This window comes from Cyclobacterium sp. 1_MG-2023, from assembly GCF_030546805.1.
Classification (GTDB): Bacteria; Bacteroidota; Bacteroidia; order Cytophagales; family Cyclobacteriaceae; genus Cyclobacterium.
This window is the reverse complement of record NZ_JAUOPC010000001.1, coordinates 1-14,640: the sequence shown is the minus strand read 5'-3', so window position 1 is coordinate 14,640 and position 14,640 is coordinate 1. Positions and strand designations below refer to the sequence as shown.

Annotated in this window: 13 protein-coding genes; 10 read left to right on the top strand and 3 right to left on the bottom strand. The window is 38.7% G+C overall.

Annotated features, from left to right (window positions below):
• The first annotated feature begins 107 nt into the window (after positions 1-107).
• From Q4534_RS00065 to Q4534_RS00055, 3 genes are read left to right on the top strand one after another with little or no spacing between them, the layout of a single operon-like run.
• On the top strand, positions 108-536 hold the full coding sequence (locus tag Q4534_RS00065; RefSeq protein WP_303611116.1) for a (deoxy)nucleoside triphosphate pyrophosphohydrolase: 429 nt from the start codon (positions 108-110) through the stop codon (positions 534-536).
• Complete coding sequence (locus tag Q4534_RS00060; RefSeq protein ID WP_303611115.1) at positions 533-1,069, top strand: Crp/Fnr family transcriptional regulator; 537 nt, start codon at positions 533-535, stop codon at positions 1,067-1,069. Before Q4534_RS00065 ends, Q4534_RS00060 begins: the two co-directional genes overlap by 4 nt.
• A gap of 52 nt (positions 1,070-1,121) precedes the next feature.
• Positions 1,122-1,664 (top strand): DinB family protein, encoded by a 543-nt coding sequence (locus Q4534_RS00055; protein WP_303611114.1) that lies wholly within the window; start codon positions 1,122-1,124, stop codon positions 1,662-1,664.
• 29 nt (positions 1,665-1,693) lie between these two features.
• Here Q4534_RS00055 and Q4534_RS00050 read toward each other — a convergent pair whose 3' ends face one another.
• On the bottom strand, positions 1,694-2,038 hold the full coding sequence (locus Q4534_RS00050; RefSeq protein WP_303611113.1) for a helix-turn-helix domain-containing protein: 345 nt from the start codon (positions 2,036-2,038) through the stop codon (positions 1,694-1,696).
• 94 nt (positions 2,039-2,132) lie between these two features.
• On the opposite strand from Q4534_RS00050, the gene nfsB reads away from it, so the two are divergent.
• From nfsB to Q4534_RS00015, 7 genes are all read left to right on the top strand, one after another.
• Complete coding sequence (gene nfsB / locus Q4534_RS00045; RefSeq protein ID WP_303611112.1) at positions 2,133-2,792, top strand: oxygen-insensitive NAD(P)H nitroreductase; 660 nt, start codon at positions 2,133-2,135, stop codon at positions 2,790-2,792.
• Positions 2,793-3,369: 577 nt separating this feature from the next.
• Complete coding sequence (locus tag Q4534_RS00040) at positions 3,370-4,899, top strand: tetratricopeptide repeat protein (protein WP_303611111.1); 1,530 nt, start codon at positions 3,370-3,372, stop codon at positions 4,897-4,899.
• 258 nt (positions 4,900-5,157) lie between these two features.
• On the top strand, positions 5,158-7,260 hold the full coding sequence (locus Q4534_RS00035) for a prolyl oligopeptidase family serine peptidase (protein WP_303611110.1): 2,103 nt from the start codon (positions 5,158-5,160) through the stop codon (positions 7,258-7,260).
• Between the two features lie 68 nt (positions 7,261-7,328).
• Positions 7,329-8,819, top strand: coding sequence for an arylsulfatase (locus Q4534_RS00030; RefSeq protein WP_303611109.1), 1,491 nt, complete (start codon positions 7,329-7,331; stop codon positions 8,817-8,819).
• Between the two features lie 292 nt (positions 8,820-9,111).
• Positions 9,112-9,657, top strand: a complete 546-nt coding sequence (locus Q4534_RS00025) for a hypothetical protein (RefSeq protein ID WP_303611108.1) — start codon at positions 9,112-9,114, stop codon at positions 9,655-9,657.
• A gap of 360 nt (positions 9,658-10,017) precedes the next feature.
• Positions 10,018-10,914: a YHYH protein gene (locus Q4534_RS00020; RefSeq protein ID WP_303611107.1), complete on the top strand. Its 897-nt coding sequence runs from the start codon at positions 10,018-10,020 to the stop codon at positions 10,912-10,914.
• An 83-nt stretch (positions 10,915-10,997) separates the two neighbouring features.
• Entirely contained in the window at positions 10,998-11,618 is a 621-nt protein-coding gene (locus Q4534_RS00015; RefSeq protein ID WP_303611106.1) for a toxin-antitoxin system YwqK family antitoxin, read from the top strand.
• Positions 11,619-11,717: 99 nt separating this feature from the next.
• Here Q4534_RS00015 and Q4534_RS00010 read toward each other — a convergent pair whose 3' ends face one another.
• Both Q4534_RS00010 and Q4534_RS00005 read right to left on the bottom strand, forming a co-directional pair.
• Positions 11,718-12,812: a hypothetical protein gene (locus tag Q4534_RS00010; RefSeq protein WP_303611105.1), complete on the bottom strand. Its 1,095-nt coding sequence runs from the start codon at positions 12,810-12,812 to the stop codon at positions 11,718-11,720.
• A 24-nt stretch (positions 12,813-12,836) separates the two neighbouring features.
• Positions 12,837-14,216, bottom strand: coding sequence for an FAD-dependent oxidoreductase (locus tag Q4534_RS00005; RefSeq protein ID WP_303611104.1), 1,380 nt, complete (start codon positions 14,214-14,216; stop codon positions 12,837-12,839).
• Between the last annotated feature and the right edge of the window lie 424 nt (positions 14,217-14,640).

The window sequence follows — 14,640 nt, the reverse complement described above, 5'->3', positions numbered from 1 at the left end:
TTAGCGGAAATTTGAATGCTGAAAGAAAGACTACCAAGCACATTTTAATTTACATGCCCCAACCTATGCATAATAGCTTCCTTTAAGGAGATTAAAATCGCCCATTTATGACTCGTATTGAAGTAGTTGCAGGTATAATTCTTTATAAAAACAGCATATTATGCGTTCAAAAACCCGAAAGCAAACAACAATATATTTCGAAAAAATTTGAATTTCCGGGAGGAAAAATTGAAGCAGGAGAATCCCATACAGAAGCGCTAAGTCGTGAATTGTTGGAGGAATTAAACCTATCTACCGTCAATCAATCCTACTTTCTGACGGTAGTTCATCAATACCCAAACTTAGAAGTTACCCTGCATGCATACCTTTGTCAGGTAGATTCGGATGCACTTATCCTTCATGAGCACATAAGCCGTAAATGGCTAAAAGCTGAAGAATTGGGCACATTAGATTGGGCCGCGGCAGATATACCCATAGTAGAAAAATTGATGGCAATTAAATCCTTGGATTCAATTGGAATAAAAGCTAAAAAATGAGTCTTATTTCAAACTTTATCGCAAAAATTGACCAATTACAATTGTGGGACAAAAAGCTAGAATTAAGCCGAAATGAATACCTGAAAGTGAAAGGAAGCATAGATACAAACCTCTATTTTGTTGTCAGCGGGAGCTTGAGAATCTATGTGTTAGAGGAATTTGAAGAGAACATAATAAGGTTTGGATACCAAAACAACTTCATAGCCGCTTTGGATTCATTTATCAGTGAAAAACCTTCTGACCTCTACATTCAGGCAATCAAAAAAACGCAATTGAAGGTAATCAAAAAAGCAAGCTTCATGGCCTTTATTGACAGTTCAACCGAAAACACCAAAATCTGGCAAATGATGCTTGGCGATCTGATTTACCAACAAATGGAAAGAGAGCGCGACATTTTAACAAGTTCGCCCCTGGAAAGATACAAAAGGGTTTTGGCCAGAAGTCCTCAATTATTTCAGGAAATCCCTAATAAACACATCGCTTCTTACTTAAGAATGACACCGGAAACCTTGTCTCGGCTCAAAAAGTCTTGATTTAAATCAATGTTTTTTTTCTGATTTAGCGCGAATTTTGACAAAAAAAACGATGAAAATAGCCTCAGAAAAATTAATACAAGATTTAGTAGAACGCACACGGATTAACATCAATCAGGTTGAAAGATTCAATACCTTATCTGAAGAGCTACTGAATCGAAGACCGGGACCTGATAAATGGAGCATTTTGGAATGCATAGCGCACCTGAATCTTTACGGGGATTTCTATATTCCGGAAATAAGCAAAAGGATAGCAAAATCAAAAACCGAATCGAACAAAACCTTCAAAGCAGGTATTCTTGGTAACTATTTTGCCCAAACCATGTTACCAAAGGAGAAATTGAACAAAATGAAAACCTTTAATGATAAAAATCCTATGGGTAGTTCTTTGGATAAAACAACCCTTCAACGGTTTCTTAACCAACAAGAACAACTTTTAGATCTTCTCAATAAGGCAGGCAAAATAGACCTTAACAAAACCAAAACGGCCATCAGTATCTCAAAATGGATCAAATTAAAACTCGGAGATACTTTTAGGGTCGTCATCTACCACAATGACCGTCATATGGTGCAAGCCAACAAAATTCTACAATAGCCAATTCAGCACTAATTAATAGAAATTATTTACTCAGAAACTTCCGTGCCATTGTGTACAACATTGTGTCCCCAATCTGCAATGGATTGAACCACAGGAATCAATGTTTTCCCAAAATCAGTCAGGGAATAAACTACTTTAAGTGGGGGTTTACTGGTATAAACCTTTCTTTTTATGATACCATCTTCTTCAAGGGTTTTCAACTGCAAGCTTAAAGTTCGCTCTGTAACTGTTGGCATTTCTTTCCTCAGTTCATTGTACCGCATGGGTTCAATTCTTAGGTGAAATAGTATCACTGTTTTCCATTTCCCACCGATTAGCCCCATCGTTAGACTGGCACAGCACGGGTATTCCTTACCTTTAAATTTATACATTCTTTTAAAATTTTATACTATCCTATTTGACCGTTATTGCAAAGTTATAACACTATCTTTACTTTTGCAACTATAAAACTTATAGTATAAAATTATGGACATAAAAAATGTTTTAGACTGGCGTTATTCCGCAAAAGAATTTGACCCAAACAAGAAAATCTCAAAAGAAGATTTTGAACAGGTAAAGGCACTTTTAAGGATGAGTCCTTCTAGTACTAATTTACAACCTTGGCATTTTATAATTGCTTCAACTGAAGCAGGTAAAAAACGCATTGCCAAAGGAACGCAAGGATTTTTTTCTTTCAATGAAGCAAAAGTTTTAAATGCTTCTCATGTGGTATTGTTTTGTTCAAGAATTACAGCAGATGAGGATTATATGCAACATCTTTTATCTGTAGAAGAAATGGATGGTAGGTTTCCAAATGAGCAAGTAAAACAAGGCATGAATGGTGGAAGAAATGCTTTTGCCAACATACACAAATACGATTTAAAAGACCTCCCACATTGGATGGAAAAACAAGTATATTTAAATATAGGTAATTTCTTGCTAGGTGTTGCTACGCTAGGAATTGATGCCGTTCCTATGGAAGGCATTGATGTAAAAGCCTTGGATGAAGAGTTTGGCTTGAGAAAAAAAGGATTTACAGCAGTAACGGCTGTTTCCATTGGGTACCGAGCAGCCACTGATTTTAACATTACCGATAAAACACCCAAGTCACGGCTTCCTGAAGAGGAGGTTTTCACACTTGTATAAGTAGAAAAATAGGAATTGTTAAAGTGGATTTACTCCGTTGAATCCATTTTTGACAGGTTGTTTTGTTTGCTTTTGGTTTCTTGATAGGGCAAATAAAGAACGACTACATTAAAATGACCTTTATTAGGTCATTTTTTTTTCACCTTGACCTATGATCCCGAAATATGCAATAGACAATCTATTACGTGCTGAAATCGCTTCAAAATCAGCCACTTCGTTGCTGTTTTCAATTTCACCATAGCGGTGCTATGCTAAAATATCAAAACAACCTGATTTTCTTGCGATTGCAACACTCATCACGAATCCTATTACATAATCCGAGATGAAGGAATTATGCCATAGCACACGCAAATATTCCAAGTATATCAGGCTGGTTGTTTTTTATTAACCTACAATAGATTGAACATCAATTTATCAGTACATAACTTTTAAAACGCAAAAAATCCAATTAAATTTAGGGACAACCAATTGGCCTGCAGCTACTGACATAAATACTTTTTTGTTTTCTTAGGAGAAAGGAATCTATTCGGGAGTAATAAATAACTCAGCCTTTACAATGAACCCTGACCATATCATTATGAGATCATTAATAGCATTATTTCTCCTGCTTTTTCAGGTTCATACAATACATGGGCAAACCTCATTAAATAAAATCGATCTGGATAAAGGTAGATACGAAGTAGGGTTTCGGCATTATTCCAGTACCGACAGTACCAGAACCTACAGTAGAATTTACGATTATACCAATCAAAAAATCCCTAGACCTATTCCTATTAGCCTATGGTATCCCTCATCTCAAAATGTTGTAAACAAACTCCCTTTGCAGGTACTTGATTACCTTGAAATTTTAAAGGAAGAAGAGGAATGGGAAAACCTACCCAACGAACAAATATTGAATTGGTTTTATTACGCCAATAACCCTGCAAACCAAGCACACATTAAGGAAAATACCAAAGCTTATTTTGGTTTAAAGGAGGCCCAAGGTATATTTCCTTTAATCATATATAGCCCAAGTTTTCAGGCCTCTTCCATTGAAAATTTCGCGATGTGTGAATATCTGGCAAGCCAGGGTTTTATAGTCATTGCGAGTCCCAGCAGAGGTACGGAAACAAGGTGGTTTGGAAATAATCTTGCAAAGGAAGTAGAAACCCAAGCAAGAGATGTTGAATTCCTAATAAAAGAAGCCGCTTATATCCCAATTAGTGACCTTACAAAGGTAGCAGTCATGGGTTTTAGCTTCGGGGGACTAGCAAATATTATTGCTCAAATGCGCAATGACAACATTAAAGCCGTCATCAGCCTAGATGGTACGGAAAGGTATCAGTATGACTTATTAAAGAAATCACCATTCTTTGAAGTAAACAAAATGGATGTGCCTTACCTGCATATGGCACAAAAAGACATACCTGAAAAGGTTCTCAATGAAGACAAGATTGATTCCACGCTCAATACCAAATTTGTTTTATACGACAGCCTTTCCCTCAACCGAGCTTACCGCTTAAAATTCCATGATTTAACCCACTCGTATTTTAGCACCCTCGGGGTTCTTTTTGAAGCCAGAGATGTCAGACAAGACAAGAGTGACCATAAAATCATGAATGCTTATAAATGGGTTTCAATACTTGGTTTGAGTTTTTTGAAAGCTTTTTTATTGGAAGAAAGTACTGCTAAAATAGCCTTTGAAAGTCATTTAGGACAGGTTGGAACGGATAAAAATTTAATAAGCTACAGAAAGAAGGGGCAAAAAAGCACTCCCTTTACTTTTAAAAATTTTAATGAGTTGGCCACAGCTCAGCAATACAATAGCCTATGGGAGCTATACGAGGAAAGTAAAAAAAAACACCCCGACCTAAACCTTCCCGAAGGAAGCTTAAATACGCTAGGGCTTCAATTAATATTTAACCCCAAAACCTCAACACAAGGTATCAATGTCTTCAATTTGGCAATCCAATTGTATCCCAAATCTGCAAATCTATTTGATAGTTTGGCAGAAGCATATTTATTTATGGGCAACCATAAAAAAGCCATAGCCAATTTTAGAAAATCATTGGAATTGAATCCTCAAAACCAGAATGCCATTGATAGGCTAAAAACAATGATAGAGTAATAGTGGTATCCCAAGCTACGCTTACCTTAGCTTAGCCCCACGTTCTTAACCCTATATTTTAAAAGCCACCATAAGTACGATAAACTAAAACAATCTAATTTTTGCACCATTTCCCATTTTCTCTTATGGTTTTAAATACAAGTAAAAAATCTAACACCATTAAGTAAATTTGTTTAATTACACCACTAATAAAAAAATTAATTGTATAAACCACTTAAAACAGTTAATTAGAATCCCTTAAACTATTCAAAATCAAGTATGATGCAGAAGTACATTTGGTTAAAATTTATTTTCCTTTTATTAATTCATTCGGTAAATGGTCAGGTTGGTGTCACGGTTGATGATTTGAAGGTTTTAAAGCAACCTGCAGACACCATGATGAGGAGCTACCTCACCAAAAAGGTAGATTTACAATTTGAAAAAAGAGACTCCCTCCTGTCCACCTTAAAATCAGCTGAAGATTGGGACAATAGGGCCTCCATCATTAGAGATGCCATGATAGAATGGACCGGAGATTTACCTGAAAAAACACCATTAAATGCAAAGGTAACGGACCGAATTGAACACGAAGAATACATCATCGAAAAGATCTTGTTCGAAAGTCGCCCCAATTTATATGTTAGTGCTAATTTGTACCTACCCAAAAACTTCACCGGTCCTAGGCCTGCCCATTTAAATGTAATAGGCCATGCTCAAAATGGAAAAGCCAATGAACGTTACCAAAGAATGAGCATAGCACAGGCGAAAAATGGTTTTGTTGTTTTGACCATTGACCAAATAGGTCAAGGAGAGCGGGGACTGTTGGCTTCTCACAAAATATTGGGTACAAAAGCATTTTTAAGTGGCACCCACTTGTTCAATTTTATGGTCTGGGATGCTATCAGAGCCATCGATTACTTGGAAAGCAGAAGCGAAGTGGATGCTTCAAAAATAGGCATGACGGGAAGTTCTGGAGGAGGAATGATGACAACCTATATTCTGCCCTTTGACGATCGCATCACAGTTTCTGTACCAACATGTAATCCCAATACCTGGTCACACCGTACCAGGGCCAACCTTGCCACAGACCATGAGCAGGTTTTCTTCGGTGCATTCGATGAATTAATTGACCCTAGAGGAGATCCTTTGTTTTGTCAGGTACCCAATGCATTATTGCTCAATACAACCACAGATGACAATTTAAATCCTATTCTGGGTGTTTGGGAATTGGACACCTGGCTCAATAAATCCTATTCAGCACATGGTGTTCCTGAAAAGTTTAAAACAAGTATGGTACAGGCAGGGCATGACTATAACCAAGAACAAAGAGAAGTCACCTATGGCTGGATGCTAAAATGGACCGGAGGCGATCCGAGGAAATTTTGGGAGGAAGACACTCCACTAATGAAGGAGGAAGAACTATGGGCAGCACCCGAAGGAAGTGTATACAACGAGCCCGGAAGTATTAGCGAACTTGATTTAATTAAGGAACATTTATCTCAAAATAAAGCCAGTTGGAAAAAAATCCACTCAAAGCGTGACCAAGAACAGCTTCAAAGAGATTTGCCAAAACTTGTTGGTCAGGTTTTGAATACTTCTTTATCTGATTTTGCAGGAAAATGTGAATTGGAAGCACCCATAGACCTAAATGGAATAAGCCTAAGAAAATTTACGATGGAACCGGAAGCCGGAATAATTATCCCAGGAAATATTTTGAGCGCAGAAGAAGACATCGAAGGCAAGGAAGTCATATTGTATGTTCATGAAGACGGAAAATCTAACCTACTGGAAGACATGGATTTGATTCATCAATTATTGGATAAAGGATACTTGATTTGTGGAGTGGATCTGAGAGGTATTGGTGAAACTGGTCCGGATTATGCCAATAAATTCTGGGATTTCCTTTTAGGGAAACCCATATTCGGACAACGTGTAAGAGATATTCTTACCCTAACAGACTGGCTGAAATCACCAGAAATTAATGCCCAGAAGATAAATTTTTGGGGTACAGGTATGGGGGCACTTTATGGTGCTTTTGCAGGGACAATTGATAAAAACATTTCTTCATTCCTTTTGGAAGCTCCCCTTATTTCATTTGAAAGCATTGTAGAAGTAGAAAGTCCACAATACTCACATGAAATTATATTACCCGGAATTCTTAACTATTTTGATCTCCAAGAAATTTATCAGGCTCTTGCTCCAAGAAAATTGATGGTACTAAACCCATTATTAGGCGACAAAACAGCGGCCGGAGATTTAGCAATTGGGCGTTTGGAACAATCAGTAAAACCTGCTTATAAGGTACATAAAAGCCTTAAATATTGGCACACAGGTTCCTCAAAAGTAGAAGATAGAAAAAATTATATTTTAAGTCATTATTAATTAACATACTTATGTTATTGCAACCATTTTTTACAATTGATTTAAGGGTTCTCAGACGGATTGTTCTGATGACAACATTTATTGCATTGTCCGCTTGTTCTGCGAATAAGGAAGAGACCAAAGAAGAAAGGGTTCCGAACATCATTTTCATCCTGAGTGATGATTTGAGCTGGGGAGATTTAGGCTGCTACGGTCAGGATAAAATCAAAACCCCAAATATTGATAGGATTGCGAAAGAAGGAGTCAAATTTTTGAATGCCTACGCCGGCAGTACAGTATGTGCTCCGTCCAGATCCTCACTCATGCAGGGATTGCACCAGGGTCATGCGAGGGTTAGAGGAAATTCTTACCAATCTTACAGGGAATCTTTACAAGAGGAGGATTATACCGTGGCAAGGCTATTGCAGGAAGCGGGATATCGAACAGGTTTGTTCGGCAAATGGGGATTGTCTCTGGAAAACCAACCGGGGATTCCAAATAAAATGGGTTTTGATGAATTTTTTGGTTACCTCAACCAGCGTCAAGCACATACCTATTACCCTGAATTCTTGTATCACAATCAAGACAAAGTCTTTTTCCCCGGAAACAAAAACCATTACGAATATGAAAATTATTCCAAAGCCAGTACTTATGATGAAGAAGGTAAAGTAATTCCAAACGGCATTGAAGACCCCTCATCCGCTGTTTATTCTTTTGATATCATCAATGAAAAAGCCTTGGATTTTGTAAAGGAAAACAAAGATCAACCCTTCTTTTTGTACTTAGCAAACACAGTTCCTCATGGCCCTCTTATCGTACCCGATCTTGGAGAATACAAGGACAAAGACTGGCCTATCCAACACAAAGAGTGGGCTGCAATGGTTTCTCGAATGGACAGAGAAGTGGGCAGTTTAATGGATGTATTGGACAGCTTGGGTTTGGATGATGACACCATCATTTTCTTTGCTTCTGACAATGGTAATTCCAGTCAAGGTTACGAAAAAAGATACCTAGACATACAGGAAGGTCCTACATTAAGTGATTTTTTTAAGCATCGCTCCCCTACCCGAGGACAGAAAAGCAATGAATACAATGGAGGATTTCATGTACCTGCCATGGTACGATGGCCAGGGAAGATAAGGGCAGGAACTGTAAGTGATCATATCTGGGCATTTTGGGACTTCCTCCCTACTGCCGCTGATTTGGCAGGCGTTCCCTCTCCTACTTTTATAGACGGGATTTCTATTTTACCAACCCTTACCGGGCAAGGTGAGCAAATAGCACATGAATACCTCTATTGGGAGCATAAACAAAATCAAGCTGTAAGGTTTGGGGACTATTACGCACACAAAGCCAACGGTGGAAAATTGGAACTGTACAATTTGATAACTGACCCTCAACAGCAAAATGACATCAGTGATGAAAACAAGGATCTGGTAGAAAAGATTGACAAAATGATGGCAGACGCTCATCGTCCTAGTGATGTCTGGCCTAGCCCAGGAGAAACCGAGGAGGCTTTTAATAAAAGAATGGAAAAGCAAAACATTCCTAAAAGACCCAATAATGTTGGCCACTATTAAACCAGAAACAGGCAATAGCCCTTCGATTATGAGATGAAATTCTAGTTTTGGTTTCAAGGCTACACCAAGAATCGTTGTGGCTTTGAAACCTAATTTAATAAACTAAAATTGAAGAATTTACCCTTTTCTTTCAGCTATTATTTTTATTGAAATAAAAACCTATTAGGTTTGTAAAACAAACAAATGCAGCTCATTTTTTCATTTGGGTAGTGAATGAGAGCTAAGATTAATCCCCCACAAGATCAATTGAATAGCTGCTCAATAATTGGTTAATTTTCTAAAATATATTTTTATGTCAAGATTATTATTTTCGTTTATTCCAGTGCTATTAGTTGTTTTTTCAAGTTGTGCTTCTAAATATGCCCTATTGGATCGCAATTTTGAGAAAGAAGGAATAACAATTCCAGGAAAGTTAATAGATCTGGAAATTGTTGATGAAAGACCGAATGTTACAAGTGAGAAAATTAAGTTGAATGTAATTTCTTTTCCGGGACAGTCAGATAAAGTTTCACCAATTTTAACCAAGGATCAAGAGCAATTAATCACTGAGCAGATTAAGTCCTATTTTTCTGAGGGTGATACTGAGATTAAAGTTAAGTGTGTCATTATCGGTGGGTTTCAAGAATTTTCTGCCCATATGTTTAACGAAAGGGAGTATGTTGAATTCGAAACCAAGATAGAATTGTTAAACGCGTCTGGCAACTTGATAAAGTATTGTACATCGACCGCATTTTTTGAGGCAAAATCCATGGATGCAAATTATGACTTTATAAATAAGCTTTACCTAAAAGCAATCAGAACATCAATTAATACCTGTTTTGATAAATTGGACGATTAACCTATTAAAACTCCCCCACTCCTTTGAGGCAAATGTCCTCGGAAAAATCTAAAAAGTCCCTCATAAGTTTTAGGATAGAAAAAAAACAGCCTTCTTTCAGTGAAAAAGGTAGAAAATTTTATAGGGATACGGCAAGGTAAATAGGTGATTTTGGAAAAGCTTTTGCGTCAATCTTAAAATTGCCCTAAGCATTTGTTTACAATCTGAAAACAAAATGATTACATCAGAAATAAACAGGCATTAACAGGCTTTTCCTTATAAAAACAGAAAATTTTTTATTTGTACCGAGGGATAGAACAGACTACAACGTCTAAACCATTAAATGATTCTATTCAATAGCAATTTTTAATTTTAGGAATAATGAAAGTCACCAATTTATTAACACTCGTTTTTGTAGCAACAAGCCTATTGTTTCCTTCTTGCGCTAGTGATGAAGAAACCTGTTCCGAAACTACATGGTATCAAGATTCAGATGGTGACGGATTAGGAAATCCAAGTGTTAGTACAACCTCATGTACCCAGCCCAGCGGGTATGTGGCAGACAGCAATGATGATGATGATTCCATTGCAAGCTCCACCGGTAGCACTCCTGTAGCAGCCTTTGACGAATTTAATGAGGATGCGGTAACTGTTTCTTTTGATGGGGATGAGATAACCATTGAATCCAACGGACTACCAAACCATACCTCACCCTACTGGAATGAAAGCAGTAGCTTGTACATAGCACCAAGTGTGGCCAATGAAAGTGAAATGTCTCCAGGTAAAATTTCAAGCACTAGTTACACCCTAACTGTGCAAGCTACTCCGGCCAAAGCTTCTTCTACTTCAGCTACCGGGTTGGGTGCCATAGGCATTGCCGTCACCGGAGCCCCAATTTTTAATGATGAAGAAGGGCCAAATATCGCATTAACTGCCAATGTAGCCTCAGGATTTGATTATGCCGGTGCACATATGGGACCTACCGGTTATCATTACCATTTGGAGGCTTCAAATGTGACGGAAAACACCAGTTTGTCCTATGACGATGAGAAGCTTGTAGGAATTTTACAAGATGGGTTTTTGCTCTATGGAAGGAAATGTGATTCAACAGATGACCATCCATCAAATCTAGATGCATCCGGCGGACATATTGCTGCTACCCAACATAGCGATGGGGAAGAATTTTACCATTACCACATCATCAATGAAACGTATATCGGTTCTTACATTCTATTGTTTGGCGTTGACTTACAAGGAACACCCAACACCATCATGTAAGTTTATTCTTACTGTTTTAATAATTTGAAGTTGCCCCTGTATTTCACCTGATTAAAAAGGTAAAGGAAGATATCGAAATAACAATGAGAAACTTAATGTATATGCTTCTGATTTCTGTACTAGTCAGTTGTGGACAAGCCTCAAAAAAGGAGGATAAAAGCCTTGAGAAGGACAGTCCCAGCAGCTTGGAAGTACCCTCCAATACTATAGATAAATCAATGCTTGTTTATCATAATAAGCTTTCGATTTGGACCTTGGATGGGGAAAAATTTTCAGGTTATGCAGTAACTTATTTTCCTGACAGTACCTTAAAACAAAAGATAGGCATACTAGATGGGCGAAAGCAAAATAAAACCATCGACTGGCACCCTAATGGGCAGGTCAAACACATAGCCCATTATCACATGGGGAAACTGCATGGTGAAAAGAAAACATGGTCTCCGGGTGCTGACCATCTTTTAATTTCTCACCTAAATTATTACCAAGGGAAATTACACGGCATCCAGAAAAAATGGTATGCCTCAGGCAAAATATTTAAAGTTTTAAACATGAATATGGGCAAAGAGGAAGGCATTCAAAAAGCCTACAGGGAGAATGGGGAACTTTTTGCCAATTACGAAGCTAAGAATGGTAGAAATTTCGGACTTAAAAGAGCCATGCTATGTGTAGGCCTGGAAGATGAAAAAGTCCAATATGAGAATTAGGCCTTAACCGGTTTCTGAGCGGAGTCGAAAGAGTAGGTAAAACGGGCAAGTATTCTTATGGCATCGGCAAGCTCAGCCGCCGGTAAGGATTTCCTCCAATTAATCAGCAATTTCGGCTTGGTTTTCTAGGTACTGCAGCAACTGACGCTCTACAAAACTATTTTCATTGGGCACCATCTCATTTATTGCCTGATTCAACGCTGCATTTTTTACTTTGTGATGGGTAAAAACCTTTAGCAATTTCCCAAGTTGTGGGCCGCTCAATTCTTTAAGAATGGGAATTGAAGCCCCGACAATAGATCCATGTAATCGCGGTGCCTCAAGCAATTTATCAAAAATCATGTTTTCAATGCTATAGTCAACCTTACCCAAAATGCTGAAAAGCTGAAGCTGCAAATGCTCTGATTCCAATTGCTTTGTAGAAAGTGATTTCAACAACAGGTAAGCTTGAAAATGCTCCCCCTCAATGAGTATTTTTTCTATGGTCTTAATTACTGAATTATCTAGATCTGAAAGCAAGGCGATCCTTTCCAGAGCCCAGGTTTGGTCACTTTGATCCCTGCTCTGCAGGATTTTATTAAACAATGAGGAATCTAGCTGCTGCTCTGTCAGGCGGATCACTTCTTGTTGAATGGGACCATGAATCAGATTCCATAGTTTATGGGTGGTATAGGCAGCTCCGGGCACAATGTATTCCAACACATCTTTCATTGTAGCGCCCGAAACACCATCCATGGATTGACTGACAGTATCCGGCCTTTTTACCAATTCCTCAAAAGTATAATTACCCAATGGCAGAAATGGGTCTGCCAACAGCTGATGCAGTTTTTCGTATTCTGTTTGAGAAAAGGGTTCATGGTCATACTTACTCAGAAACTCTCCGTCCACCAATTTAAAGCCTAGGTACCTACCGGTAATGTTCCAATAGATCAGAATATCCAATGGGCGACATTCATTTTCGAAACATACTCCTTCCTTAAGTTCAATATAATAATGTACCGGAGTACCAGTTGATGTTTTTACTTGGTAAATGTCCTGATTTGATAAGGAATCATAAACAGAGGTTACGATTACATCAGAGGAATCAGTTAGCGGTATGGTGGATTGTTGAAAATATCGGATATCCTCTCCATTTTCAAAAGAAAATGGGAGCAATAATGCACCAACCAATAAGCCTTTGATCCAATTGATCATCTATTTATTTTTTGAATGAACAACTTATGCATTGGGTACTATGCCTCCATGTTCCTTTAGCATATTTTTCAATTCTAGAAGAGGAACATTTGCCGGTGTTACCTTATGTTTGATGGCCAATACTGCCGCGGCCGCTGCTGCCTGTGCCATTCCCATACAAGATGCCTGCACCCTTAGTGCGGAATTGGCCAACCTGTCACTGCTCAGACATCGTCCCGCAACCAAGAAATTCTGACTATTTTTGGGTATCAATGCCCTAAGAGGAATGGTGGCAACCACGTCTTCCTTTAGGTATTCTTGGTAAATAGACTTCCCGTTTCTATGCAAATCAATTGGATAAAATGAATAAGATAAGGAGTCTTCAAATACTTTCCCGGAAACATAGTCATTATGCGTGATTTTATAAAGTCCGTCAATTCGGTAAGTTTCCCGAATGGCCGTCTCAGGTCGCGCATCCAATAATTTTAATTTTTCACAACCGGGAAATGTTCTTAATTTTCTAATCAATTGCAATAGCGATGCCCTTCCCTCCAGGTTTGCCTTGGTATGTAACTCCGAGGTGGAGGAGTCCGCTCCATGTACGTAAACATAATTATAAGGGGAAGTAGGCGGAAAGTTATTAACGGATGATTCCACTTTCACATCACTATTGATAAGCATATTTTGCTTGAGCCTGGAATGGTATTCTTTTGGAATCTTAGAAAGGTCCAGCTTTTCCAAATCATAACCACCAATCCTGAAGACAAATGATCCGGGTTGGGTATCTTCTTCTTTCAATAGCTTAAAACCTGCTATCGAGGCAGCGGTAGCATTACCGGTACAATCTATAATCTGATCACAAATAATCTCATTGCTAATCCCTTTACCCACTGTTTTCACAGACCATTTCCCATTGTTAAAGGTTATGGTCGTAGGCGTTTCGTAATAACGAATTTCAACGCCTGCTTCCACACATTTTTCTTCAGCCAACAAGGCATAAAGAGCTGGATTGACGGTTACCTGATGTCTCCAATGACGAATAGTCGTATTATTGGGTACAATGGAAAAGTTAGGCAAGATATCATCGTTTAGATTTACGGCCTCCATCACCAGTTCCCAACCTATCCCTCCGATAACCTGTTTTCCCCAGGCATGGAAAATACCGGGGAAGGAAACACCTCCGGTAGTAGTTGTTCCACCAAGCTGACTACCACTTTCAACCAGGATCGTTTTAGCTCCTGCTCTTCCTGCCTGAATGGCTGCCACCACCCCGGCAGTACCACCTCCAACTATCAGAATATCAGTTTCATTTGTTTTCTCTGTTATCTTATATGGTTTTTTTACCACCTCTGCTTTGGCAAGAGGTGAAGAGGCAATTCCAAGGGATATGGCTCCCATGGTTGCCATCATCTTTCTACGTTTCATATGTTAATATTTTCAACCTTAATTTCAGATATAAGGACAATTGATTATACAGGTTTTTTTCCCACAAGACATTCTTGCATTGGTACCACAAGACAACTTTGATTCAACTTAAATTTCAAGCAGACTAAGGTAAGGATATCCAATGGAATTCTATAGTGCTAAGGTCTACAAATTCCTTTGGCTTCGGCTCCGCTCAGCTGCCGGAAGGGATTAACCGGTTCCTGAACGGTGTCGAAGGAGTAGGTTTAACGGGTACATACTCCTTTGGCCTCGACTCCGCTTAGCTGCCGGAAGGGATTAACCGGTTCCTGAACGGTGTCGAAGGAGTAGGTTTAACGGGTACATACTCCTTTGGCTTCGGCTCCGCTCAGCTGCCGGAAGGGATTAACCGGTTCCTGAACGGTGTCGAAGGAGTAGGTTTAAC

What these genes read in the sequence shown, in the direction of transcription:
- Q4534_RS00060 (WP_303611115.1), top strand. Translation starts at nt 533, where the DNA reads ATGAGTCTTATTTCAAACTTTATCGCAAAAATTGACCAATTACAATTG.
- Q4534_RS00055 (WP_303611114.1), top strand. Translation starts at nt 1,122, where the DNA reads ATGAAAATAGCCTCAGAAAAATTAATACAAGATTTAGTAGAACGCACA.
- Q4534_RS00025 (WP_303611108.1), top strand. Translation starts at nt 9,112, where the DNA reads ATGTCAAGATTATTATTTTCGTTTATTCCAGTGCTATTAGTTGTTTTT.
- Q4534_RS00040 (WP_303611111.1), top strand. Translation starts at nt 3,370, where the DNA reads ATGAGATCATTAATAGCATTATTTCTCCTGCTTTTTCAGGTTCATACA.
- Q4534_RS00020 (WP_303611107.1), top strand. Translation starts at nt 10,018, where the DNA reads ATGAAAGTCACCAATTTATTAACACTCGTTTTTGTAGCAACAAGCCTA.
- Q4534_RS00030 (WP_303611109.1), top strand. Translation starts at nt 7,329, where the DNA reads ATGACAACATTTATTGCATTGTCCGCTTGTTCTGCGAATAAGGAAGAG.
- Q4534_RS00010 (WP_303611105.1), bottom strand. Translation starts at nt 12,812, where the DNA reads ATGATCAATTGGATCAAAGGCTTATTGGTTGGTGCATTATTGCTCCCA.
- Q4534_RS00065 (WP_303611116.1), top strand. Translation starts at nt 108, where the DNA reads ATGACTCGTATTGAAGTAGTTGCAGGTATAATTCTTTATAAAAACAGC.
- Q4534_RS00050 (WP_303611113.1), bottom strand. Translation starts at nt 2,038, where the DNA reads ATGTATAAATTTAAAGGTAAGGAATACCCGTGCTGTGCCAGTCTAACG.
- Q4534_RS00015 (WP_303611106.1), top strand. Translation starts at nt 10,998, where the DNA reads ATGAGAAACTTAATGTATATGCTTCTGATTTCTGTACTAGTCAGTTGT.
- nfsB (WP_303611112.1), top strand. Translation starts at nt 2,133, where the DNA reads ATGGACATAAAAAATGTTTTAGACTGGCGTTATTCCGCAAAAGAATTT.
- Q4534_RS00005 (WP_303611104.1), bottom strand. Translation starts at nt 14,216, where the DNA reads ATGAAACGTAGAAAGATGATGGCAACCATGGGAGCCATATCCCTTGGA.
- Q4534_RS00035 (WP_303611110.1), top strand. Translation starts at nt 5,158, where the DNA reads ATGATGCAGAAGTACATTTGGTTAAAATTTATTTTCCTTTTATTAATT.